Consider the following 23,379-nt stretch of genomic DNA (forward strand, 5'->3'; position numbering starts at 1 on the left):
CTAAGCAGAATTGGTCATGGAAAGAGAACTCAGGGAGGTGAAGCTATGGCAGATATCTCATCGATTGAGGTCACACGATCCATTCTATCGAATGCCTCCGCGGAATCTACAGCGAAGGGTACTTCGACTACGTCGGGAAAAGTCTTTGGTAGTTTTCTCCAAGACATCATGCCATCCATCACCGATGGTAGATACGGAACATTACAGAACGCTAAATTCGATCCTGTTCGAGCTTTTGAAGCATCCAGCTATTCCAACCGTTATCAATCGAATAAATACATACAGCAGCATAGCAACAGCAATACCAAACCTAATGCTTCAGGCCATAGGTCGGAATCATCTGCAACGGATCCGCAAAGGCAATTGAAGCAAGCCCAATCGACGAAATCACAGTCATCGAATCAACAAAAGAACCATATTCAAAAAGTCTCTGCAGAAGAAAATGCACAAGACCAAAAGGACGCAGCGGAAGAGACAAGGCAGGACAGGTTGAACAAAATGGATCGAGCAGAAACAGAGTCGAAGGAGAAAGCAACTTCTGAGAAGCGAGACGTTTCGGTGACCGATGAACAGGACTCCTCTCAACCGGAAAAAACAAAAGAAGGGTCTAATGATTCTTCTATTCCAAGCGAACTTCTGGTACTTCTCAACAAGCTTCCCGATGACGTGAAAAAAAGCGATCTTACACAGGATTCGGTCAATCCTGTTGATTCGACTGTACAGACCGCTACTTCGGTTACAACGGCTGGAGAAAACGGGAAACAGGCTGCACAAATAGAGGTTATTTCTCAGGTTCAGCAACCGATCCCCCAAACTGATGCAGATGAAGCACCATTGACAAAACAAGGATTTGTTCCATCACAAACAGGATCGATGACTGAGTTAAACCTCGCTGCGTCGAAGGAAGCTCAAAGGGATGCCTCCGATAACCAGGTAGTTGTTTTAGATAACCGGGTGAATGTAAGTCCGAATCAACTGTCTTTGATCGCTCAGCTGAGAAAAACGGCTACTGATGATACTAAATTGGGTGAGGCGATGCCCAGAGACATGCAGCTTACTGTTGATGGGCAACAGACGAATCAAAGTCAAGGATCACAGTTACCAGGGATCACTGCTGTCGTTGCGAGTAACGGACAGCAGGCAGGCAGTTTTTCTGGAGGCCAAAAGCAATCTGACCTCTTCCACGAAATGACCCAAAATGGAGCGATAGTAGGGAAAGAAGACCTTTTTTCACGTCAACCCGATGGGCAAGGTGTGAGCTCCAGAACGGCTAACGATTTCTCCGCCTTCATCAAAGCAGCAGGTAAAGAGGACGTAAAAGCATTTCGTCAAGAAATGTTTCGCCAAATGGTTGAAAACACTCAACTGTTGAAAAAAAGCGGTGGCAGTGAATTAAGAATTCAATTAAAGCCAGAAGTCTTAGGAAAAATGCAACTCAGTTTGTCTGTTGATGCAGGTATCGTGTCGGTCCGTTTTTCTGCGGAAAATCCGCAAGTACGTCAAATGCTTGAATCCAATCTGCCGGAACTGAAGCAGTCCCTTGAAGAACAGGGCTTAAAGTTTGACCGTATTGACGTATCTGTAGGAAATCAAAATCTAAACTCCCAACAGCAGGGTGGGTCCTCCAATCCCTCGAGCTGGAGTCAGGAAAACGGATATGGCCGACCTAACTCGCCCAACTCGGGAACTGTAGAGGCAGAGGTTGAGCTTGGTCATGAATCAAAACAAAACCTGCTAGGGACATACAACCGGGATGATACGACCGTCGAGTTCTTAGCCTAGAATGTAAATGGAAGAAACGATAAAAGGGAGGCGAAACCATTGGCTAGCCCGATCGAAAATACAGGTCCTGTCTACCAGGATCAAACGAGTTCGACGACTCAACGGAAAACGAATGACAGTTTAGGTAAAGATGACTTTTTGAAACTTCTCGTCACTCAATTAAAGTATCAAGATCCTATGCAACCGATGGAAGATAAAGAGTTTATTGCTCAAATGGCCCAGTTCAGTGCTTTAGAACAGATGAAGAACATGGCTGAGGGGTTTACGGAGTTAAAAACGTCTCAAGAAGAAATGTTTAAAAACATGAGTAATCTATTTTCTACACAACAGAACTTACAGATGGATAATCTCATTTTCCAATCGGTCAGTTTCACAGGGAAAACGGTAGATGCCACCGTCGCAAAGCTTGATGAAGCAGGAAAACCGGTCACAAATGCTGATGGAGAAGAGGTTACGGAAAGCATTCACGGTACAGTTAAAGCCGTTAAAATTGAGAAGGGTATTCCCATCCTACAAGTGGAATACACCCAAGATGGCGTAACGAAGAGCCGCAATGTTTACCTTGGTGAAGTTAACCAGATTGCTTAAACATCTTACAGATGAGGAGGACGCCGGCCGTGGATACCCGCATCGTCTATCCACAACCGTTAATGCCCGGAATTGGCAAGCCCGTAACCGGGATTACTCCCCATCCTAATGCCAAAGCTCCCGAGGAATCTTTTCAAAAAATCCTCGAAAAAAAGGCCCTGAAATTTTCTGCTCATGCTTTACAGCGGCTTACACAGCGCAACATCAAGCTCGATGACGCTGAGATTAGCAAACTGAACGAGGCAGTAGATAAGGCGAGTCAAAAAGGGGCTAGAGAATCTCTTATTCTAATGAGGGATATGGCCTTGGTCGTTTCGATTAAAAACCGAACAGTCATTACGGCAGTGGATGGGTCGGCGATGAAGGACAATGTGTTTACCAATATCGATAGTGCAGTCATCGTACCGGATTGACAGGCTGGACCTCTGATGAGGAAGCCTCGGCTGTGGATTGATAGAAACAGCCATCTGAACAATTACCCGAAAGGGGGAGGTCTTTACTTATGATGCGGTCACTCTTTTCCGCGGTTACGGCTTTGCGGAATCACCAGACCCGTATGGATGTCATCGGCAACAACATCGCTAACGTGAACACGATCGGTTTTAAGAAGAGCCGGGTTACCTTTTCCGATACCCTCAACCAAACAATTCGCGGCGCTTCTTCTGGTGATGATGGCGGACGAGGCGGTACAAACCCCATGCAGGTTGGCTTGGGTATGAATGTGGCGACCATTGAAATGATACCGACGGCGACCAGTGTGCAAGGAACTGGAAAAAATTCTGATTTGGCTATTAATGGAGACGGATTTTTTTTACTGAATGATGGGGGAACTCAATACTATACCCGTGCGGGGAACTTTGATCTCGACAATAAATATAATTTTATACGAACAGACAATGGTATGAAAGTGATGGGATATATGGCTGATGAGAACGGAGATATTGCTACTACCAAATCTCCTGTTGAAATTAGCCTGGAAGCTAAACAAAACATGAAAGCCTATGCGACCAATCGTGTGGAGTTCTATAGAAATTTGGGAAACACGGATGGTAAAAATACTCCGATACCAAAAACTATAGAAATTTTTGATTCCCAAGGTCAAAAGCATAATTTGGTAGTAAGCTTTAAAAATAACGGATCTACAACACCTAACCAATGGATAGTATCTGCAGTTGTTGTTTCTGGAACGACTGTTTTACCGGGTATAATTAAGGGTACTCTAGCTTTTAGTAGTAACGGGATTTTTAAATCATTTACAGTGACATCTGCAAGTTCCTTTAGTTTTCATAACGGCACGGATGATATATTAACCATGCCTACAACTACTTATTCTGCAAATTATAAATACCCCAGCTCTACTACCGATAAAAAGCTCTATTTAGACCTCTCGAAAATGACCCAGTTTGCCTCTGAAACAACAGCCGATAAACTAAGTCAGAATGGGTATGCCGATGGTTCGTTGAAGTCTTACGCTATTGATTCATCAGGAACGTTGACCGGTGTTTTCTCGAACGGGAAAACGATGAAATTAGCTCAGGTCGCCGTTAGTTCTTTTTCCAACCCGGCCGGTTTGATGAAGGCGGGTTCAAATCTTTACACGAAGTCAAATAACTGTGGTGAAGAAAGTACAGGCACTCCGGGAAGCGCTAGCCGCGGCGATATACAACCAGGAGCATTAGAGATGTCTAACGTGGACTTGTCTCAAGAATTCACAGATATGATCACTACTCAGCGGGGGTTCCAGGCGAATAGCCGTATTATCACTGTATCTGATAGTATGTTAGAAGAGTTGGTGAACTTAAAACGATAGAATAGCTGGCGGGCGGGTTAGGTAAACCAACCCCACCCGCCCTTTTTCTAAAGAGGGGGATGGGGTATTGATAAAGCTAAGCCGTCTAAATCAGACGGAACTTGTGGTCAACGCAGAACTGATCGAGACGATAGAATCGACCCCTGACAGCGTAGTGACATTGACGACAGGAAAAAAACTGGTCGTGCTTGAGAATACCGACGAAATCATCGCGAAAGTCATTGCTTACCGGCTTGCATGTTCGTGTCGAAACAAAGCATCAGAGCAACTGTAAATGTTGACAAAAAGAAGGAGCTAGCAAGAAGATCCCGAATCAATATATAATGGGTAATGAAGAATGTAAGTCCGATTCAATGTAACACTCAGATATGAGGAAGGAGCGTTTTTCCGGATGGCTGAAACCGAAAACGCCCCCCAAAAGAAACCCATGAACGTAAAGTTGATCGTTATCGTGGTTGCGGTTCTGGCAGCCGCTGCCATTATCGCTGTGGGGGTTTTTTATTATTTTGTCAGTCCTGGCACATCCTCTGCAAAAACGCAGGCTGTGCGAACGCCGGGAGTTCTCTTTGAAATCGGTGATTTCACTACGAACTTAGCCGACCCAGGAGGAAAGCGGTTTCTAAAAGCGAAGGTAACGATGGAACTGAATGAAGAAAAGAAAGATGAGAAAAAACTAGCTGAATTAAAAGAACAATTGCCGATTATTCGTGACCGGATCCTAAATATACTCAGTTCGAAAACAGTAGAAGACTTGCAGACAAACGAAGGCAGGGACAAAGTGAAAAAGGAAATATTGATTGCGCTCAACAAACAGTTTGGGGCGGACAGATTTCGCAATGTCTATTTCTCTGATATTGTTTACCAATAGTTCTACCCGAAATGGGACTTATTATTTTGGAGGTGAGGGTAGAACGTGAGTGACATTCTGTCCCAGGCAGAGATTGATTCTCTCTTGGCTGCCCTTGCCAGCGGTCAAGTGACAGCGGAAGACGTCAAAGACGATTTAGCTAGTAAAATTCGCGTTTATGATTTTAAGCGACCGAATAAGTTTTCGAAAGACCAAATCCATACTCTCCAAGTTATCTACGAGAACTATTGCCGCAGTCTGACAACGTTTTTTGCGGCTCACCTACGTACACTGGTTCAAATATCGGTTCAGTCTCTAGACCAATTAACCTATGAGGAATTCATTCGCTCGATTCCAAATCCAACGATAGTAAACATATTTACCATGCATCCATTGAATGGTAATGGAATCATGGAGGTTCATCCGAATATCGCTTTCTCAGTCATCGACCGTCTTTTTGGGGGTCCTGGACAACCTCCTGACAAAGTTCGAGGTCTTACCGAGATCGAGCAATCAGTGTTTCAGCGAACAACACGGCGTATGTTGGACAGCTTTACCGAGGCTTGGGATAACATCGCGCAAGTAAAAGCGCGGTTAGAAATGATTGAAACAAACCCACAGTTTATTCAGATCGTAGCTCCAACAGAAATGGTCGTTGTCATTACCTTGTCTTGCAAAATCGGTGAGGTTGAGGGAATGATCAACATCTGCCTTCCTTATATATTACTGGAACCGATTATCAGTAAACTCAGTGCTCATTTTTGGTTTTCCAATGCTTCAAAAGAACGAACGGCAGAACAACTGGCGGCTCTACGCACCCGCCTAGAACGAGCTTTAATTCCGATCAGTGTTTTGCTGGGACGTACAACCCTTACGGTCAGCGAACTTCTCGATTTACAAATGGGTGACGTCATTCAACTGGAAAACAAAGCTTCCTACGAACTGGAAGTTCTCATCGGCCAACGGACAAAGTATTTCGGACGTCCGGGAACCATGGGATCCAAAGTGGGAATCCAAATTACCTCGACCTTCGACAAAGGAGTTGAGATAGATGATGAGTAGCGGCGTCCTTTCCCAAGAGGAAATCGATGCACTGCTTAGAGGAGCAGATATCCCCAGTGAGCCAGAGGCGCCGCCACCTTTTCCAGAAGTCACTTCGGAATTTAGTGATTTAGATAGAGACGTTATCGGAGAAATCTCCAATATCTCTATGGGAACGGCAGCTACAACGCTCTCCACATTACTCGGGAAAAAAGTGGACATAACCACTCCTCGGGTGACTGTGACTACCAAGGCAGCCATTCAGAAGGACTATCCTGCTCCTTTTGTGGTCGTAGATGTTCATTATACGCAAGGTCTGGAAGGAAATAACGTTTTAATCATTCGAGAATCGGACGTGGCCGTTATCGTTGACCTGATGATGGGCGGCGACGGTATGGCGCCTCCGACGGAACTGAATGAGATCCATTTCAGTGCCATATCAGAAGCAATGAACCAGATGATGGGTTCTGCATCCACATCGATGGCTACGATGCTTTCAAAAAAGATCGATATCTCTCCCCCTTCGTTGAATACCATTGATTTAGCAAGCGAAAAATTGCCCCAGCCAGAAGCAGATCCGATCGTAAAAGTATCTTTTCGCATGGTCATTGAAGGACTCATCGATAGCGAACTGATGCAGATTTATCCCATTCCCTTCGCCAAAGCATTGGTACAAGGATTGATGGGAGACATGAATGAGTCGCCATCTTCCAGCGCTCCGCCGCCACCAGCGGCACCACCTCCGTCAACTGCCTATTCTCCGCCACCACCGCCTCCGGCCCCTTCGGCTCCACCAGCAGCTCCCCCGTTGGCTTCATATCCGCCTCCAAATGCCGAACCGATGGCTGCCGCAGCACCGACTGGCTATGGAAGCCCACCACCTGGATACGGATATCCAACGCAGCCACCGGCCTATTATGGACCGCCTCCAGGCATGTACCCACAACAGCCCGTTAATTATGCACCTCCCCCGCAAACACCGCCGGTGCCTGTTAATCCAGTTCAATTTGCCCCTTTGCAACCTCAACGGGTCGGCAAAGATATGACCAACTTGAATCTGATCATGGATGTTCCTCTTCAGGTTACCGTTGAGCTAGGCAAGTCTAAAAAAACCATTCGAGATATTTTGGATTTAGGGCCCGGTTCTGTAATCGAACTCGATAAACTTGCCGGAGAACCGGTAGACATACTGGTGAACGGTAAATTGGTAGCCAAAGGAGAAGTTGTGGTTATCGACGAAAACTTTGGTGTACGCATTACGGACATTGTAAGCCCCATCGAAAGATTAGGTAATTTACAATAAACGGAGGATGAGAGTAATGTCAAACCGGATTTTGATTGTAGACGACGCCGCTTTCATGCGCATGATGATCAAAGACATTCTGACGAAGAATGGCTTTCAAGTCGTCGGTGAAGCTGAAAACGGTGCTATCGCCGTGGAAAAGTGGAAAGAATTTCGGCCCGACTTGACAACGATGGATATCACTATGCCTGAGATGGACGGTATTAATGCAGTCCGTGCGATTCGTGGTGTTGACCCTGGCGCCCGTATTATCATGTGCAGTGCTATGGGTCAGCAAGCCATGGTTATTGACGCGATTCAAGCGGGAGCGAAAGACTTTATCGTTAAGCCATTTCAACCGGATCGCGTTTTAGAAGCAGTGAGAAAAGCCTTAGGATAAACCCGGGTTAATGTTGCCCTGCTCCCCCTATACCCGGGAAGGGGAGGTGCTTATGAACGTTTATCGGCGTATTGGCCGCCGGATGCTCGGCGGCCTGGCGTTTTTTGGTCTACTTTTTGCATTACTGAGTACTCCTTACTTGGCACTTGCCGATGACGCCAATAACGGCGATATTCAACATAAGGAGTACGGACCCCAACCGGTGGCTGCGTCCGATAAGTCAGGTACAATGCCTGGGACTGGTGATTTGCTCTTTCGCCTATTCCTCACGTTGGTTGTACTTGGTGGTGTCGGATGGGGAGTCGTCCGTATTTGGAAGCGAAGCTTTCAAGTATCGAGCCGAGGAAATTGGCTTGCCGTGTTGGACCAAGTCAGTCTCGGACCGAATAAAAACATCTATGTTACCGAAATAGCCGGCAAGGTTTTTGTCATCGGTGCTACAGACCATGCGATTCAACCGATCATGGAAATTACCGACGGAAATATGATCGATTCGATACGCCAATCCCAAACGGAAGCACAACAAAAATCAGTCCTCGAAGAGGTAATCGGTCTGTTCAGAAAAACGACGGGGAAAGGGAGTTCTGAAACGTCTGAACAATCTTTTCATCTCGAAATGATGCAACAGATCGATAAATTAAATAGGCTTCGAGGAGAACAATTTCCAAATCAAGACGGAAACAGGGAAGGGGAGAACCGCTTGTGAAGTCCTCGAAGCGCCGAGGCTTCATTATATTGACGGCTATCCTGTTACTGATTTGTTGGACAGGCATCGTTTCAGAAGCAGTTGCTGCTCCCATTCCTATTCCCACAGTGAGCATTGGGGTGGATTCGACTAACAATCCTACGGAAATGTCAAAGAGTTTGCAAGTCTTGTTTCTGCTCACCGTACTGTCCTTGGCGCCGTCGATTTTGGTCATGATGACCAGCTTTACTCGGATTTTAGTTGTTCTTCATTTTACGCGAACCGCATTAGCTTTACAGACGATGCCACCGAACCAAATATTGATTGGTTTATCCTTATTTTTGACATTTTTCATCATGGCTCCTACCTGGGGAAACATTAATGACCAAGCTCTTCAACCTTATTTAAACGGTCAGATTTCCCAAGAACAAGCGTTGGATAAGGCTCTTTATCCTTTGCGGGAGTTTATGTTAAAACAAACTCGGGAAAAAGATTTGGCGCTATTTGTCAATATGTCGAATGTAGAACAACCGAAAACTTACGGTGATATCCCTACCCGAGCCATTATTCCTGCTTTTATTCTCAGTGAATTAAAAACATCCTTTCAAATTGGAGCTGTGATATACTTACCCTTTATCGTCATAGATATGATCGTCGGTTCCGTACTCATGTCGATGGGTATGATGATGCTTCCGCCTGCGATGGTTTCACTACCCTTTAAAATTCTTCTATTTGTGCTGGTGGATGGGTGGTATCTTATTTTGAAGTCGCTGATCCAAAGCTACCAGTAATAGAAGAGGAGGATCTTTGTGACCCCTGAATTGATAATACAACTCGGACGAGATGCTTTAATAGCAGTTCTACTGATATCTGCACCACTTCTCGGAGCTAGTTTGCTTATTGGTTTGATTATCAGTGTTTTTCAGGCAACCACGCAGATACAAGAAGCAACATTGACTTTTGTACCGAAGATCATTGCTGTCTTAATAGTCATTATGCTTTTCGGTCCATGGATGTTGCAAGAACTGATGCGTTACACAGACCACTTATTAGGTGCTTTGAATCAATACACTTTTATACGTTAAATTGTGAAACAGTAAAGAGAGGAAAAGAACGGTGGAAACCGTCATCAATAGTTGGCTAAATCAGTTGGATCTTTTGTTGCTGATGATGAGTCGCGTTGCCGGAATTTTCGTCTTGGCACCAATATTTAATTTCAACGGGCTCAATACAACGGTCAAAGTTGGACTTTCTTTTCTTTTTGCTTTGCTTGTAATGTTATCACTCCCAAAGGGCTCTTTATTCGTTCCACCTATAGATCTAGTCAGTTATGTGTTAATTTTGCTTAAGGAAATCATCATTGGAATTTCTATCGGATTCATTCTTCAACTCGTATTTGCAGCCATATTGACAGCCGGACAGATCATTGATATCCAACTTGGCTTTGGTATCATTAATATTATGGACCCCATGTGGGGAACTCAGGTTCCGATGACGGCTACATTCATGCAAATCCTGGCGTTATTGCTTTTTGTCACATACGATGGACATCTATTACTAGTAAAAACTTTAATGGATAGTTTTAACTTAGTCCCCGTCGGAGGTGCCTCGTTCTCGCTGGCTTCTTCAGGTCAATTGGCTGATTTTATCATCCGTTTGGTTTCCGGTGTTTTTTTGACAGGTGTACAATTGGCAATGCCTATTATTGGGGTCATCTTAATTAACGATATCGCTATGGGAATCGTATCTCGTACGGTACCACAAATGAACCTCTTCGTCATCGGTATTCCTGTAAAAATTCTTGTAGGTGTCGCTTTTCTATGGATTATTCTTCCTTTTTATATTGATAGTATGAACCGCCTTTACGAAATTAGTTTTTCCAATGTCCTTGGTTTTCTTAAACTCCTTAGCCCTTAAGGCTGACAAAGGAATGAAGCCGGTGCTGAAATGGGATTTACAATGGTTTTCCGGTGAGAAAACAGAAAAGCCGACGGGGAAACGGCGCTCAGAGGCGCGGAAAAAAGGTCAAGTTGCTAGAAGCTCCGAGATAAATACTGCTCTTTCTTTATTATTCTCATTTGTAGCGCTTAAATATTTTGGGCTTCAAACATTTGATGGATTTGAACGAATAATGGTGTACTATTTAAGTACATCATCACAGGAAAATCTGAGTCCCGTGGCCGTAATGACGACTGGACTCGAAGTTGCCATTCGGGCTTTACTAATGGTAGCACCCTTTTTGCTAGTGGCGTTAACCGCTGGTATTTTGGCCAGTTACCTGCAAGTAGGCTTTTTATTTTCTTTAGAAGGTTTAAAAATGAACTGGGGCAAGTTAAACCCTTTAAATGGTTTAGGCCGTATTTTCTCGAAACAAGCGTTAGTAGAATTAGTCAAGTCTTTGGGAAAAGTAACGATCATAGGCTATGTAGCCTATTCAGCGATTATTAAACATCTTTATATATTCCCAACTTTAATAGGTGCCGATATACAGACGGCAATAGCTTCTATTTCAGAGATCGCTTACGATGTTGGTTTTCGAGTGGCATTGTTGCTCATTGCTGTCGCAGCATTGGACTACTGGTTTCAGTGGTATAGCCATGAAGAGTCATTAAAAATGTCTAAACAAGAAGTCAAAGAGGAACACAAACAGTCTGAAGGGGACCCGCAAATTAAAGGAAAAATCCGTCAACGCATGCGTGAAGTGGCGATGCGTAGGATGATGCAGGAATTGCCTAAGGCTGATGTCGTCATTACAAACCCTACCCACTTTGCCATTGCTTTAAAATATGAAGGGGCTCTGATGACTGCACCAGTCGTAATCGCTAAAGGGCAAGATTATGTAGCTTTAAAAATCAAGGAAATTGCTCAATCCCATGGTATTCCGACTGTAGAAGATAGACCATTGGCGCAGGCTCTCTACCGTACGGTAGAGATCGGTCAAGAGATACCAGCGGAACTGTTCCAGGCAGTAGCAGAGGTTTTTGCCTTTGTGTACCGACTTAAAAAAAAGAAGGCCTAATCTAGTAAACAGGACAATTTACGCTGAAAGGATGTGTCATCATGGCTTTACCACAGTCCCAAGCAAAAAGCGATTCAAATAACCTTGCAGGCATCGCTGTAGCCATTGCAGTGCTGGCCACTGTGGTCATGATGATTGTCCCCTTAAAACCTATTTTTCTGGATATGCTTTTGATTTTTAACATCTCGATTGCAATTTTGGTATTGTTAGTAACTATGTTCATTGAAGGCGCCTTAGAGATCTCAATTTTTCCAACGTTGCTCTTAATCACCACACTGTTTCGTTTAGCCTTAAACGTTTCGACGACGCGATTGGTGCTGCTCGATGGATATGCAGGACAAGTGATTGAGAAATTCGGAACCTTTGTACTTGGTGGAAGTCCTGTTGTCGGATTTATCGTGTTTTTAATATTGGTGATCATTCAGTTTATTGTGATTACCAAAGGTGCCGAACGTGTCGCCGAAGTAGCCGCTCGTTTTACATTGGATGCCATGCCTGGTAAGCAGATGGCTATTGATGCTGACTTAAATACAGGTTTAATTAATGAAAGCGAAGCTAAGAAGCGCCGGAAAGACATCCAACGGGAAGCAGATTTTTATGGTGCTATGGACGGTGCGGTCAAGTTCGTCAAGGGAGATGCTATTGCCGGCATTATTATCTTGTTTGTCAATATTTTCGGCGGATTCTTTATTGGCCTTTTACAGAAGAATTTGACAGTAACTCAAGCTGCTATGAAATACACGATTTTAACGGTTGGCGATGGTTTGGTCACGCAAATTCCTGCCTTGCTCATATCAACGGCGACAGGTGTCATTGTCACCCGGGCTGCTTCGGAAGCCAACTTAGGTCAGGATCTTTTGTCCCAATTATTTGGCTATCCCCGTACCCTTTATATCGCCTCCGGTGTACTTGTGGTACTCGGCATCATCGGACTGCCGCCTATCCCTTTGCTTACAATGGCAGCCGTTCTTGGCTTTGTCGGATACCGCATGGATAGAACCAACAAAGAGACTGCCATCGCTGAAATTGAAAAAGCCCAAGAACAAGAGATCGAAGAAATAAAGAAACCGGAAAATGTCGTATCTTTGCTCAATGTGGATCCGTTGGAATTGGAAATGGGTTACGCACTAATTCCTCTGGTCGATGTACAACAAGGCGGCGATCTTCTCGACCGTGTGATCATGATTCGTCGTCAGTGTGCTTTGGAATTAGGCTTGGTCGTACCACCGATCCGGCTGCGTGACAATATGCAGTTAAAACCGAACGCCTATTCCATCAAAATTAAAGGCGTCGAAGTGACCAATGGGGAAATCATGATCGATCACTATATGGCGATGGCACCGGGCTTTGATGATGGCTCAATAGCGGGTATTGATACGAAAGAGCCTGCTTTCGGTCTCCCGGCGAAGTGGATTACACCACAACTAAGAGACCAAGCAGAATTGGCCGGTTACACCGTTGTAGATCCACCGAGCGTAGTGGCAACTCACTTGACAGAAGTGATTAAAACTCACGCTTACGAAATACTGGGTCGACAAGATGTTCAAGGTCTTGTCGATCATGTGAAGCAAACTCACCCTGCTGTTATTTCTGAACTCATACCGGATCTATTGTCCCTTGGTGATTTACAAAAAGTCCTCGCCGGATTGCTCAAAGAGCGGGTACCTATACGAGACCTGGTTACGATTATGGAAACCCTGGCTGACCATGCTCGAATGACTAAAGACACGGATGTTTTGATCGAATACGCCCGTCAAGCCCTAGCTCGACAAATCGTGAAATCCTATCTCCTGCCGGGAACGAATCAACTGCCAGTCATCTCATTAGATCCGGGCTTAGAAAATAATATTCGAGAAGCGATTCAACAAACGGAACACGGCACCTATCTCGCGATGGATCCGATGGAAGCCCAAAAAGTGATCGCCGCTTTAGTGAAAGAAGTGGAACGGGTTTCACAAATGGGATATCAACCAGTCATATTATGTGCACCAATAGTACGGTTGTATTTCAAACGATTAACCGAAAGGGCTGTACCTCAGTTGGTAGTTCTCTCTTATAATGAAATTGGAACTCAACTAGAGGTTCAAACGATAGGGATGGTGAGATAAATTTGCGGGTCAAACGTTTTGTCGCTCCAACCGTACAAGAAGCCATGAACAAGATGAAGTCTGAGATGGGGAAAGACGCAATTATCCTCCACACCCGTAAAATAAAAGAAGGTGGCTTCTTCGGTTTTTTTGCCAGAGAGAAGGTGGAGATCACCGGTGCTGTAGAAGATGCCTTAGTTCTTCCGAAAGACCAAGGCAAAGAGAAAACAGTCTCATTGCCAAAGACGAAAAAGGTTGATGTAGCTCCCAATAACGGTGAGAAATTAGATATTCGAGTTAATCATCCCCTGTCGATTGACGGAGAGCCATTGGAAAACAAAAGCTTCATCATGGAAGAGTCGCCTCGGAACGTGGCAAAGGTGCCATCCCCTTTGCCGGAGAAACCATCCCCATCGACCCTAAGTATGAACGTTAGTTCTCCCACAAACAACGCCATCGGTGATGAACTGAATCAAATGAAAACACTTATGGGGCAGATCTTAGGGCGTCTTCAAGAAATGGATGCAAAACTCCCTTATGATCTGATTGCCGCTTATAAGCGCTTGATTGACAATGATGTCGATGAAAGCGTCGCTCGAAAAATTGTCGAAGATGTATATGATGAGCATAAGGATCGAACCGATTGGAATCCTACCGTCGTCAAAGATTTGGTCCTGCAAAAGATCCAATTAATGGTAGGGTCGCCTCAATCTGTCATGATATCTGAGGGCAATCAAGGACCGGAAGTTTTCCTCATGGTCGGACCCACCGGTGTGGGAAAAACTACAACCATTGCCAAGTTAGCAGCTACATTTTCTATTGTCAATCGCCGTAAAGTAGGCTTGATCACTGCCGATACCTATCGAATTGCCGCCGTAGAGCAACTAAAAACCTTTGGCGATATCATCGGAGTACCGGTAGAAGTGGTTTTTACCCCGCCGGCTTTACAAGAAGCGATTGAACGAAACCGAGACAAGGACCTGCTGCTTGTCGATACAGCCGGTAGAAGTTATAAAAATGAACTTCAGTTAGAGGAATTGTCTGCTTTTGTAGAAGCGAGCCAGCCAAGCAGGATCATCCTTGTGCTCTCGGCAACCACCAAATATAAGGACTTGATTCAAATCGTCGATTCCTTTTCTAAATTTGAAATCAACCAGTTTTTGCTCACCAAGCTCGATGAAACAAATCAATACGGATCGATTCTAAATATCCTTTGTGCCACCGGAAAACCTCTTTCATATATCACCACAGGTCAGAATGTGCCAGATGATATTGAAACTGCAAATCCAGAGAAATTAGCCAATCTGATCTATGGAGAGACAAGCTTATGAAAGATCAAGCAGAAAAGCTCCGCCTGATGATGCAAAATATGCGGCAAACAATGGAACGTGAAATCATGGGGCACCTTCCGCCTACTCGAGTGATCTGTGTCTCCAGTGGAAAAGGGGGCGTTGGAAAGACCAATATCACTCTAAGCTTGGGCTTGTCCTTACGGGATTATGGTATGCGGGTTCTTTTGCTCGATGCGGATATGGGGATGGCCAATATCGATGTCGTTTTGGGGAAGGCTCCCCCATATAATTTGTATCATGTCATCGGCGGACAGAAAAAACTGGCTGATGTCATCTACGAAGGGCCGAAAGGATTACAGATTATATCCGGTGGTTCAGGGATTGCCGAACTAGCCAACTTGAGTAAAGAAGCTTTAGATGAATTTATCACAGGTTTTTCAATGCTCGACGGTACCGTCGATATTTTGCTAATTGATACGGGCGCTGGGATTTCCAGAAACGTTCTTTCCTTTGTATATGCCGCTGATGAACTGCTCGTGGTCACGACTCCGGAACCGACGGCCATCACCGATGCTTATGGATTGATCAAATCGGTCGAAGCCATGCAGCCCGGTAAGGCGATATCTGTCGTCATCAACCGAGTGGAGAGCAGTAGTGAGGGAGACAGCGTCTCGCAAAAATTAAAAATGGCTATTCGCCAATTCTTGCACCGTGAAATACTTGTTCTCGGTTACATTCCGGAGGATTTACAAGTGGCGAAGGCAGTAAAAGCACAAAGACCCTTCTATTTGCAGAATGATCGATCTTCCGCCTCTCAGGCTGTCTCTCAATTGGCAGCTACTTTATGTAATTTACCGCCTAAAGAAGAACCTGTTGGAGGAATTTCCCGCCTGTTCAGTCGAATGAAACGCTTTTTTGGATAAGCAGAAAAAGCATAGGCAGGAAAAAGTCCATACCACGTGGAAGAATGCTATAGGGCGGGCAAAAAGGCCTAAAGCCGTCCGGGAGTGATAAATATGCCGCAAATGAAAGTGCTCGTTGTAGATGATTCCGCATTTATGCGAAAAGTCATATCGGATATGATCGCATCGGAACCCGGAATGGTTGTTATAGGAACAGCCCGCAACGGTCAGGACGCCATGGAAAAAATCTCTCAACTGAAACCAGATGTGATTACACTCGATGTTGAGATGCCTGTGATGGACGGACTGACGACGTTGGAACGAATAATGTCGACAAACCCATTGCCGGTGGTTATGCTCTCCAGCTTAACCCAGCAAGGTGCCGATGCGACCATGCAGGCCTTGCAAAAGGGCGCTGTCGACTTTGTCCCTAAGCCATCCGGATCTATATCCTTGGACATTCATAAGGTTCGCGAGCAACTCATCAGCAAGCTGAGAGTAGCCGCTATTGCCAAAATCAGACCCAGAATCAGTGAGATCCGTTCCTTTACGCGACCAGTTACCTCTCCAGCCCCGCAACCAGCGGTGGCAACGCTACCGGAATTACCGAAACGAACTAACATTTCTTCCCCAGGTTCAAGTCGACTCAATCGTTTAGTACTCATTGGTACCTCCACAGGTGGACCGAAGGCGCTATACGAAGTCATTCCTAAATTACCAGCCGATCTTGGAGCAGCTGTGCTCATTGTCCAACATATGCCCCCTGGGTTTACCCGATCCCTGGCAGAACGATTGGATGCGGCTTCTGCCCTCAAAGTGAAGGAAGCTCAAGACGGAGAAGAAATCGTCACCGGTACTGTCTATATTGCACCTGGCGATTATCACTTTAAAGTGACTGTAACCGATAAACCAGGAGCAGGAAAACAAATGTGGGTAAAGCTGACCCAAGATCCACCGGTAGGCGGACACAGGCCGGCTGTTGATGTCATGATGACGTCGGCTGCACAGCAGTACTGGTCTTCTATGGTGGGTGTCGTTCTCACAGGAATGGGCAGTGACGGAACGGAAGGCATTAAACTCATAAAGAAACTCCAAGGCCGCACGATCGCGGAAGATGCATCCTCCTGTGTAGTATTCGGTATGCCGAAAGTAGCAATCGAGTCGGGATGTGTCGATAAGGTGGTTCCCATAACCGGTGTGGCAGATGAAATTGTAAAATTACTGCAGGACCGATAGTCTGGCAACTGCGGAGGTGTGATTAAGATGGATATGTCCCAATATATGGACATGTTTATGGAAGAGTCAAGAGAACATTTGCAAGCACTAAATCAAAAAATTTTAGAGCTGGAAGACAATCCTCATGACTTGGGAATCTTAGACGAAATCTTTCGTTCGGCCCATACCTTGAAAGGGATGTCGGCCACCATGGGTTTTGAACGCATCGCCGAATTGACCCATGAGATGGAAAACGTCCTCTCCGTACTGCGCGGTGCTCAAGTAGCTGTGAACACAGCCGTCGTAGATCTCCTCTTTCGATGCCTAGATTCCCTGGAAAGCATGGTCGATTCGATCAGCAGCGGTGATACAGGGAATGCCGATGTGAGCGAGCTGACCACGCTGTTGCGTAAAGCTGGCCAAGGTGAATTGGTTGCCGCCGATAAACCCAAAGAATCGATCCGGGAGGCGAGCAAAGTGAGCGAACCTGTTCAACCCGATCTTCCCACGGTTGTCGATGGAATCGAGGTATTAAGATCTTTTGAAATCAATCAATACGATCTGACATTGCTTCAAGAAGCACAACGGAAAAGATACGACGCATATCATATTCAAGTTGAACTCGATCCCGGTTGCGTCATGAAGTCGGCCCGAGCTTATATGGTATTTCGCAACCTTGAGGAGTTCGGTGAGATCATTAAATCCGTTCCGTCTTCGCAGGAATTGGAAGATGAGAAATTTGATCTGTCTTTTGAAGTCGTTGTAGTGACCAAGGAAGAGCAAGAACGAGTTTTACATGCTGTCGATTCGATCGCTGAAGTCCGTGTCAAGTCGATTACGCCGGTAAACCTAAAAGAGGTAAAAGCACAGGAAGCGCAAGATAACGATGTTCCGCAAGCAGTAAAAGAGCCGAGCGAACCAATAAATGAGAATGCAGCTTTATTAAAAAATCGGACGACTACAGAAGCAAAAAGCAAAATAAAAGGAAGCCAGACCGTTCGGGTTGATATTGAACGTCTGGACAATTTGATGAACCTGGTGGGAGAACTGGTCATCAACAAGACAAGGCTGGAACAGATCTCCACCACCAATAGTGTGACCGAACTGAACGAAACGATTGAACATATCGACCGAATCACCACGGATTTACAAAACGTGGTGATGAAAGTTCGCATGGTTCCCATTGAACAAGTTTTCAACCGATTCCCACGAATGGTTCGGGATCTTGCGAAGGAATTGGGCAAGGAAATCAACCTCATCGTGGAAGGAAAAGAAACAGAACTAGACCGGACCGTGATCGACGAAATCGGCGATCCCCTCGTCCACTTAATTCGGAATGCCATCGATCATGGCGTTGAGATGCCTGAGATTCGCCGCCAAAAAGGCAAACCGTTGGAATCGGTCGTTCGTCTGGTAGCCAAACATGAAGGTAACAACGTCGTCATCGAAGTGGAAGATGATGGTAGGGGACTGGACCCTCAGGCTTTAAAGAACAAAGCCGTTCAAAAAGGCGTAATCAGCGCAAGGGAAGCCGAACAGATGGATGATCAAGCTGCGATCAACCTAATTTTCATGGCTGGCTTCTCCACTGCGGAAAAAGTCTCTGATGTATCGGGACGCGGAGTCGGCCTGGATGCTGTTCGGACAAAGATTGAATCCTTGAGCGGTTCCGTAGAAATTGAAACCCGCATCAATCAGGGTACGAAGTTCAAAATTCGCCTGCCATTGACCTTGGCGATTATTCAGGCCTTATTAGTGAATGTGGGCGAAGAAATCTACGCGATTCCCTTAGGTACGATCGACGAAACAACAAGTATCATTCCCTCCCATATCAAAAAAGTTCAAAATCAAGAAGTGGTACTGCTCCGTGGCAATGTGCTGCCTCTCGTACGCCTGGATAATGTGCTTGAAGTTCCCAAAACCATCGAAGAGTCGGAAGAACTCTATGTAGTTGTCGTGCGTAAGGGTGAGAAAAAGGCAGGTTTAATCGTCGATTCCTTGATCGGGCAACAGGAAATCGTGATCAAGTCGCCCGGAAAATTACTCCAAGGGATCAGTGGTATCGCCGGAGCGGCCATCCTTGGCAACGGCCACGTTTCTTTAATTCTCGACGTTGGAACACTTTTCTAGGAGGTGTGGGTAGTGGAAAAGGTCGATTTCTCCGATGAATTGCAGTTGGTGGCTTTTTCGCTGGCTGGCGAAGAATATGCCGTAGATATTCACTATGTACAGGAAATCAATCGTCTGTTGAACATCACCCGAGTACCGAAGGCTCCTTATTACGTAGAAGGGGTCATCAATCTTCGGGGAAATGTGGTCCCAGTCATCGATTTACGGAAACGCTTTTCACTTCCACCACGGGAAACAACCGATCGGACGCGCATCATCATCATAAAGGTTAAGGATATTACGGTAGGCATCATCGTTGATGGTGTATCTGAAGTCATCCGCATACAATCTTCTGCCGTTGAGCCGCCTCCGGGGCTCTATGGAAGTGTTGATCTTGATTACATTCGTGGTGTCGGCAAGATGGATGACCGCTTATTAATCCTCATCAACATCGAGAAAGTGATCGATTTGGAAGCGCTCGCCGAAGAGGAATAGAGAACTCGAGTGGGCCAAGGAGCATTTCTTTTTCGCTGCCAGACCTAGGCCTTGAATTGACTAAAATGGTAGCGCTGGGAGTGAAGGGATGATGCAGGCATGCTGATCAAGGTGGGCATGGCCGACTTGAAAGCGACCAAAGCACCAAACAACTTGATGACGTCAGGTCTTGGTTCTTGTATAGGTATTTGTCTTTACGATGCCGTTGCCAAAGTCGGTGGTTTGGCCCATATCATGCTGCCCCATTCCGCCCAGGCTCGTAGTTCGGAAAACAAAGCCAAATTCGCCGATACGGCGATTCCTGTTCTATTAGACGATATGATTCGATTAGGTGCTGTAAAAAGCCGGCTTGTCGCCAAGATCGCTGGAGGGGCGCAAATGTTTTCGTTTCCCGGCGCATCTGACGTGATGCGTATTGGAGAACGAAATGCTGAGGCTGTAGTTCTCAAGTTGAGAGAAGAAAACATCCCCCTCCTGGTGAAGGAAACAGGTGGTAATTACGGAAGGACCATCGAGTTGGACTCAACCAATGGAAAATTACTCATACGTACCATAGACCGTGGTGAAAAGGTGCTATAGGGAGGAGACAAATTGGGCCGTGTCAAAATTTGGGTTCCCCTTGCTTTGGCTTCATTTACCTGGCTCATCACCGCGGTTGTTGCCTTAAACGCATCGGTCTCTTGGGGCGCATTATTCATCCGCAGTTTCTCTGCCGCCTCTGTTGTTGGCGGACTCACTTGTGTTACCCTATTCTATCTCGATAAACTATTGACGCAAAACGAGAACCATCGGAACATCGCTCGAAGCGATTTTGGAAATGAGGCCCACAAGGGAAGCCAATTCGACGTAAAAGTACCTGCTGCGAGCCCTTTTGTCCCAGGACAAATCGAAGCAGACATCGAAGAACTTCTGGCGTCAGATCCGACGAGGGCAGCCGAAATTATGCGGAAAATGCAGTTAGAGAGTTAATGCGCCTTTAGGGTTCGCAAACTACGGGATCGCGGGGTAGGTGGCGAAAATAATTATATCAGCAAAAGATATCGCCAGAGCAGGCATACTCTGGGAACGGTATAAAGAGCACAAGGATTCCTCAGCCCGCGAAGAGCTAATCCTTTTATATACCCCATTGGTAAAGTTCGTAGCGGGACGGTTGGCCATCAGCCTACCGCCCAATGTTGATAGAGATGACCTTCTCAGTTACGGAGTTTTTGGCCTCATGGATGCCTTGGAAAAGTTTGACCTCAGTCGTGGCCTCAAATTTGAAACCTATGCCATTTCGAGAATCCGCGGTTCCATTCTCGACGGACTGCGGGCGATGGACTGGGTACCGGCGTCGATTCGCCAAAAGGCGAAAGAGATTGAAAAGACATACTTAGCACTGGCTCAACAATTGGGCAGGGAAGCGACCGATGAAGAGGTTGCCCAGGCGTTAGGCGTGAGCGAAACCGATTTCCAAAAAACATTGCAGGATGTTCGGGCGACCACGATCATGTCTCTCGACGAATACTGGTTAGCGGAAAATGATAAGTCTGAGTCTGTACGACTCCTCGATACATTGGTTGACGAACAAAATGAAGAACCGACAGCCGGTTTAGAATTTGAAGAGACGAAGCAGCTTTTGGCTGGTGCTATCGATAAGCTTCCTGAAAAAGAACGTACCGTAATCGCTTTATACTATTATGAAGGACTTACCTTAAAGGAAATTGGCACTATCCTCGGCGTCTCTGAGTCCCGTATATCACAACTGCATACAAAAGCCATCTTACGGCTTCGAGGCCAGCTAGCCAGACAGAAGAAAAAAATCTTCTAAAAGTGTGATTTGTAAAAACGGAGGTGATACTGTGAGTGACATCAACTCAGAAATGGGTAACCGGGACGGGTTTTATCGCATTGAATACAGAACAGATGGTGTTTTTTTATCCGTTTTTGCACCAGTAGGTTCCGGACGTGTTGTTACCGCAGAAACAGTACTCGCTGAGCTTTTAGATCGGGAAGTCCGAGGCTTTGATCAAAACCATATCCGTCACATCGTGCTCCGGCAAGAACAGAACATACTCATCGCCGAACCTCAGCAAGAAGTCATCCGAGACGGACAAGTTAAAGTCGAAACAGACCGAGATGGAATGAAGGCTTATCTGATCGTTTTTCCGCCTCGAGGGGGTCAGGCAGTCACATTTGATGTGGCTATGACGGCATTGGAACAGGCTGGAGTCGTCCATGGGATCAATGAACAACTCGTTCAGATCGCACTAAATAATGTTCAACCGGGCCAACGAGTGATGGTCGCCGAAGGACAACCTGCTAAGGACGGTATAAACGCCAAAATCGAATATAGATTTAACACAGACACGCGTATTCGACCTGCTGAGCTTGAAAATGGACGGGTCGATTTTTACAATTTAAACTTAATCAAAAACGTTCAACCGGGAGAGATCTTGGCGATTCGCACACCCCCTACAGAAGGTGTTCCCGGAAAAACCGTGACAGGACGAGAGCTTCGTCCGAAACCAGGCAGGGATATACGCATCCCAGCAGGGAAGAATACATCGATAAGTGAAGATGGATCGATTTTGATGGCTTCCACTGCGGGTCATGTTCACATTGTCAACGAAAAAATCATGATTGACCCCGTCTTTGAACGTAAAGGCGATGTCGATTTTTCCTCCGGCAATCTTAACTTTCTAGGAACGATCATTGTTCGCGGTTCCATCACCTACGGCTTTCAGGTCAAATGCGACGGAGACTTGGAAGTGATGGGATCGATTGACGGCGGTTCCGTCTTTGTCGGCGGAAATCTTACTGTACGTCAGGGAATTCAAGGCCAACAAAAATCCGTCATTGATGTCAAGGGTAATGTGATCACGCGTTTTATCGAAAATGCTACCGTCAAGTCCGGCGGTGATGTCATCGTCGGTGAAGGCATCATGCATTCGAATATCGATGCTGGACGATCTATCGCTGTGGGTGGAAAAAAGGGATTGATCGTTGGCGGCCAATGCCGTTCCGGCGAAGAGATTATGGCCAAAAATATCGGTTCTCCTCACTCCACCTTGACGGAGTTAGAAGTAGGAATTCGGCCGGAAAAACGTCAAATCTATAACGAACTCGTGAAAAAGCTAAATGAGGCTACCGTCAATCTCGATAAAACAGAGAAAGCGGTGAATGTTCTCAAAGAATGGGAACGACGACAGGGGAAATTACCCTCCGAAAAACAGATTCTTCTGTTCAAACTGGCACAAGCCCAAATTCAAATCCAAAAAGATGTAGAGTCACTCAACCGGGAAAAAGAATCTATGGATGCTGAATTTGTACAGATTGGTAATGGTCGAATCCGTGTTTCATTGAGAATATATCCTGGTGTCAATATCCGCATCGGCCAGTTTAGCACTAGAGTACGCGATCCGATCGATTTTACTACCGTCTATATTGACAATGGAGAATTCCGTTTTGGCCCCTATTCCTAAAAAAGTATACTTTCCCAGGTGACATAGGGGGGGATGACCATGACATTACGTCCCGTCGACATGCAGGTGATCGTGCCAAAAGTGACGGAAGTCAGTAAGCAGCAGCAGGTACAAAATCTGGCGCCTGACCAGCAACAGCACTTTTTAGGCCAACAAGGCCAAGTAGAGGCCGACCATCGGCAAAAGACGGTCCAGTCATCGCCGCAATCAGAAGAAGGACGAATCAGAGAACGACAGCAAAACAAACAAGGCAGCCATCGTGAAAAGAGCAAATCGGGCCGTAGCGAACAGGACGAACAAGAGGAATCGGTACCGCAGGATCCACTTCGTGGGAGATTACTAGATATAAAAATTTGACCCA

25 protein-coding genes are annotated in these 23,379 nt (G+C 45.8%); all 25 read left to right on the plus strand.

All coding sequences use genetic code 11. The features are described 5' to 3' along the window. Nucleotides 1-45: 45 nt before the first annotated feature. A complete protein-coding gene (locus tag GJ688_RS02215; RefSeq protein WP_155474867.1) occupies nucleotides 46-1,782 on the plus strand; it encodes a flagellar hook-length control protein FliK in 1,737 nt (578 codons plus the stop codon). 39 nt (nucleotides 1,783-1,821) lie between these two features. Next, nucleotides 1,822-2,370, plus strand: coding sequence for a flagellar hook capping FlgD N-terminal domain-containing protein (locus tag GJ688_RS02220; protein WP_155474868.1), 549 nt, complete (start codon nucleotides 1,822-1,824; stop codon nucleotides 2,368-2,370). Between the two features lie 29 nt (nucleotides 2,371-2,399). Then, nucleotides 2,400-2,783, plus strand: coding sequence for a TIGR02530 family flagellar biosynthesis protein (locus GJ688_RS02225; protein WP_328597290.1), 384 nt, complete (start codon nucleotides 2,400-2,402; stop codon nucleotides 2,781-2,783). 89 nt (nucleotides 2,784-2,872) lie between these two features. After that, nucleotides 2,873-4,180, plus strand: a complete 1,308-nt coding sequence (locus GJ688_RS02230) for a flagellar hook protein FlgE (protein WP_155474869.1) — start codon at nucleotides 2,873-2,875, stop codon at nucleotides 4,178-4,180. 67 nt (nucleotides 4,181-4,247) lie between these two features. Then, on the plus strand, nucleotides 4,248-4,454 hold the full coding sequence (locus GJ688_RS02235; protein WP_155474870.1) for a flagellar FlbD family protein: 207 nt from the start codon (nucleotides 4,248-4,250) through the stop codon (nucleotides 4,452-4,454). Nucleotides 4,455-4,571: 117 nt separating this feature from the next. Then, the gene (locus GJ688_RS02240; protein ID WP_155474871.1) at nucleotides 4,572-5,048 is read left to right on the plus strand and encodes a flagellar basal body-associated FliL family protein; all 477 of its coding nucleotides are present in this window, start codon (nucleotides 4,572-4,574) and stop codon (nucleotides 5,046-5,048) included. Between the two features lie 45 nt (nucleotides 5,049-5,093). Beyond that, nucleotides 5,094-6,089: a flagellar motor switch protein FliM gene (fliM, locus tag GJ688_RS02245; RefSeq protein WP_170291570.1), complete on the plus strand. Its 996-nt coding sequence runs from the start codon at nucleotides 5,094-5,096 to the stop codon at nucleotides 6,087-6,089. After that, nucleotides 6,079-7,371 carry a flagellar motor switch phosphatase FliY gene (gene fliY, locus GJ688_RS02250; RefSeq protein WP_328597291.1) on the plus strand — a complete coding sequence of 431 codons (1,293 nt, stop codon included), beginning with the start codon at nucleotides 6,079-6,081 and terminating at the stop codon, nucleotides 7,369-7,371. The genes fliM and fliY overlap by 11 nt, the downstream gene beginning before the upstream one ends. A gap of 16 nt (nucleotides 7,372-7,387) precedes the next feature. Further along, entirely contained in the window at nucleotides 7,388-7,750 is a 363-nt protein-coding gene (locus GJ688_RS02255; protein ID WP_155474873.1) for a response regulator, read from the plus strand. Between the two features lie 52 nt (nucleotides 7,751-7,802). Beyond that, the gene (locus tag GJ688_RS02260; protein WP_170291571.1) at nucleotides 7,803-8,456 is read left to right on the plus strand and encodes a flagellar biosynthetic protein FliO; all 654 of its coding nucleotides are present in this window, start codon (nucleotides 7,803-7,805) and stop codon (nucleotides 8,454-8,456) included. Between the two features lie 146 nt (nucleotides 8,457-8,602). Then, nucleotides 8,603-9,226 carry a flagellar type III secretion system pore protein FliP gene (fliP, locus tag GJ688_RS02265; protein ID WP_207708733.1) on the plus strand — a complete coding sequence of 208 codons (624 nt, stop codon included), beginning with the start codon at nucleotides 8,603-8,605 and terminating at the stop codon, nucleotides 9,224-9,226. 18 nt (nucleotides 9,227-9,244) lie between these two features. Further along, the gene (gene fliQ, locus GJ688_RS02270; RefSeq protein WP_170291572.1) at nucleotides 9,245-9,520 is read left to right on the plus strand and encodes a flagellar biosynthesis protein FliQ; all 276 of its coding nucleotides are present in this window, start codon (nucleotides 9,245-9,247) and stop codon (nucleotides 9,518-9,520) included. A 31-nt stretch (nucleotides 9,521-9,551) separates the two neighbouring features. Then, the gene (gene fliR, locus GJ688_RS02275) at nucleotides 9,552-10,352 is read left to right on the plus strand and encodes a flagellar biosynthetic protein FliR (RefSeq protein WP_155474875.1); all 801 of its coding nucleotides are present in this window, start codon (nucleotides 9,552-9,554) and stop codon (nucleotides 10,350-10,352) included. A 13-nt stretch (nucleotides 10,353-10,365) separates the two neighbouring features. Then, on the plus strand, nucleotides 10,366-11,454 hold the full coding sequence (gene flhB, locus GJ688_RS02280) for a flagellar biosynthesis protein FlhB (RefSeq protein ID WP_155474876.1): 1,089 nt from the start codon (nucleotides 10,366-10,368) through the stop codon (nucleotides 11,452-11,454). A gap of 41 nt (nucleotides 11,455-11,495) precedes the next feature. After that, nucleotides 11,496-13,562 carry a flagellar biosynthesis protein FlhA gene (gene flhA, locus GJ688_RS02285; RefSeq protein WP_155474877.1) on the plus strand — a complete coding sequence of 689 codons (2,067 nt, stop codon included), beginning with the start codon at nucleotides 11,496-11,498 and terminating at the stop codon, nucleotides 13,560-13,562. Nucleotides 13,563-13,564: 2 nt separating this feature from the next. Further along, nucleotides 13,565-14,872 (plus strand): flagellar biosynthesis protein FlhF, encoded by a 1,308-nt coding sequence (gene flhF, locus GJ688_RS02290; protein ID WP_170291573.1) that lies wholly within the window; start codon nucleotides 13,565-13,567, stop codon nucleotides 14,870-14,872. Further along, entirely contained in the window at nucleotides 14,869-15,756 is an 888-nt protein-coding gene (locus GJ688_RS02295) for a MinD/ParA family protein (protein WP_155474879.1), read from the plus strand. The genes flhF and GJ688_RS02295 overlap by 4 nt, the downstream gene beginning before the upstream one ends. A gap of 93 nt (nucleotides 15,757-15,849) precedes the next feature. Further along, nucleotides 15,850-16,971: a protein-glutamate methylesterase/protein-glutamine glutaminase gene (locus GJ688_RS02300; protein WP_155474880.1), complete on the plus strand. Its 1,122-nt coding sequence runs from the start codon at nucleotides 15,850-15,852 to the stop codon at nucleotides 16,969-16,971. A 27-nt stretch (nucleotides 16,972-16,998) separates the two neighbouring features. Beyond that, nucleotides 16,999-19,080 carry a chemotaxis protein CheA gene (locus GJ688_RS02305; RefSeq protein ID WP_155474881.1) on the plus strand — a complete coding sequence of 694 codons (2,082 nt, stop codon included), beginning with the start codon at nucleotides 16,999-17,001 and terminating at the stop codon, nucleotides 19,078-19,080. Between the two features lie 12 nt (nucleotides 19,081-19,092). Next, complete coding sequence (locus GJ688_RS02310) at nucleotides 19,093-19,554, plus strand: chemotaxis protein CheW (protein WP_170291574.1); 462 nt, start codon at nucleotides 19,093-19,095, stop codon at nucleotides 19,552-19,554. A 99-nt stretch (nucleotides 19,555-19,653) separates the two neighbouring features. Further along, entirely contained in the window at nucleotides 19,654-20,133 is a 480-nt protein-coding gene (locus tag GJ688_RS02315) for a chemotaxis protein CheD (protein WP_155474882.1), read from the plus strand. A gap of 12 nt (nucleotides 20,134-20,145) precedes the next feature. After that, the gene (locus tag GJ688_RS02320; protein ID WP_155474883.1) at nucleotides 20,146-20,523 is read left to right on the plus strand and encodes a hypothetical protein; all 378 of its coding nucleotides are present in this window, start codon (nucleotides 20,146-20,148) and stop codon (nucleotides 20,521-20,523) included. A 40-nt stretch (nucleotides 20,524-20,563) separates the two neighbouring features. After that, nucleotides 20,564-21,364, plus strand: coding sequence for an RNA polymerase sigma factor WhiG (gene whiG, locus GJ688_RS02325; RefSeq protein ID WP_170291575.1), 801 nt, complete (start codon nucleotides 20,564-20,566; stop codon nucleotides 21,362-21,364). Nucleotides 21,365-21,395: 31 nt separating this feature from the next. Then, entirely contained in the window at nucleotides 21,396-23,018 is a 1,623-nt protein-coding gene (locus tag GJ688_RS02330) for a DUF342 domain-containing protein (protein ID WP_155474884.1), read from the plus strand. A gap of 39 nt (nucleotides 23,019-23,057) precedes the next feature. Next, complete coding sequence (locus GJ688_RS02335) at nucleotides 23,058-23,375, plus strand: hypothetical protein (protein WP_155474885.1); 318 nt, start codon at nucleotides 23,058-23,060, stop codon at nucleotides 23,373-23,375. Nucleotides 23,376-23,379: the final 4 nt, after the last annotated feature.

Source organism: Heliobacterium mobile (genome assembly GCF_009720735.1).
In the GTDB taxonomy this organism is placed as follows: Bacteria; Bacillota; Desulfitobacteriia; order Heliobacteriales; family Heliobacteriaceae; genus Heliobacterium; species Heliobacterium mobile.

Excerpts from the sequence above, each read along its gene's own strand:
- GJ688_RS02315 (WP_155474882.1), top strand. The coding sequence starts at position 19,654 with ATGCTGATCAAGGTGGGCATGGCCGACTTGAAAGCGACCAAAGCACCA.
- flhA (WP_155474877.1), top strand. The coding sequence starts at position 11,496 with ATGGCTTTACCACAGTCCCAAGCAAAAAGCGATTCAAATAACCTTGCA.
- fliY (WP_328597291.1), top strand. The coding sequence starts at position 6,079 with ATGATGAGTAGCGGCGTCCTTTCCCAAGAGGAAATCGATGCACTGCTT.
- GJ688_RS02255 (WP_155474873.1), top strand. The coding sequence starts at position 7,388 with ATGTCAAACCGGATTTTGATTGTAGACGACGCCGCTTTCATGCGCATG.
- flhB (WP_155474876.1), top strand. The coding sequence starts at position 10,366 with ATGAAGCCGGTGCTGAAATGGGATTTACAATGGTTTTCCGGTGAGAAA.
- GJ688_RS02295 (WP_155474879.1), top strand. The coding sequence starts at position 14,869 with ATGAAAGATCAAGCAGAAAAGCTCCGCCTGATGATGCAAAATATGCGG.
- GJ688_RS02260 (WP_170291571.1), top strand. The coding sequence starts at position 7,803 with ATGAACGTTTATCGGCGTATTGGCCGCCGGATGCTCGGCGGCCTGGCG.
- GJ688_RS02305 (WP_155474881.1), top strand. The coding sequence starts at position 16,999 with ATGGATATGTCCCAATATATGGACATGTTTATGGAAGAGTCAAGAGAA.
- GJ688_RS02215 (WP_155474867.1), top strand. The coding sequence starts at position 46 with ATGGCAGATATCTCATCGATTGAGGTCACACGATCCATTCTATCGAAT.
- GJ688_RS02300 (WP_155474880.1), top strand. The coding sequence starts at position 15,850 with ATGCCGCAAATGAAAGTGCTCGTTGTAGATGATTCCGCATTTATGCGA.
- fliP (WP_207708733.1), top strand. The coding sequence starts at position 8,603 with ATGTCAAAGAGTTTGCAAGTCTTGTTTCTGCTCACCGTACTGTCCTTG.
- GJ688_RS02335 (WP_155474885.1), top strand. The coding sequence starts at position 23,058 with ATGACATTACGTCCCGTCGACATGCAGGTGATCGTGCCAAAAGTGACG.
- GJ688_RS02240 (WP_155474871.1), top strand. The coding sequence starts at position 4,572 with ATGGCTGAAACCGAAAACGCCCCCCAAAAGAAACCCATGAACGTAAAG.
- GJ688_RS02230 (WP_155474869.1), top strand. The coding sequence starts at position 2,873 with ATGATGCGGTCACTCTTTTCCGCGGTTACGGCTTTGCGGAATCACCAG.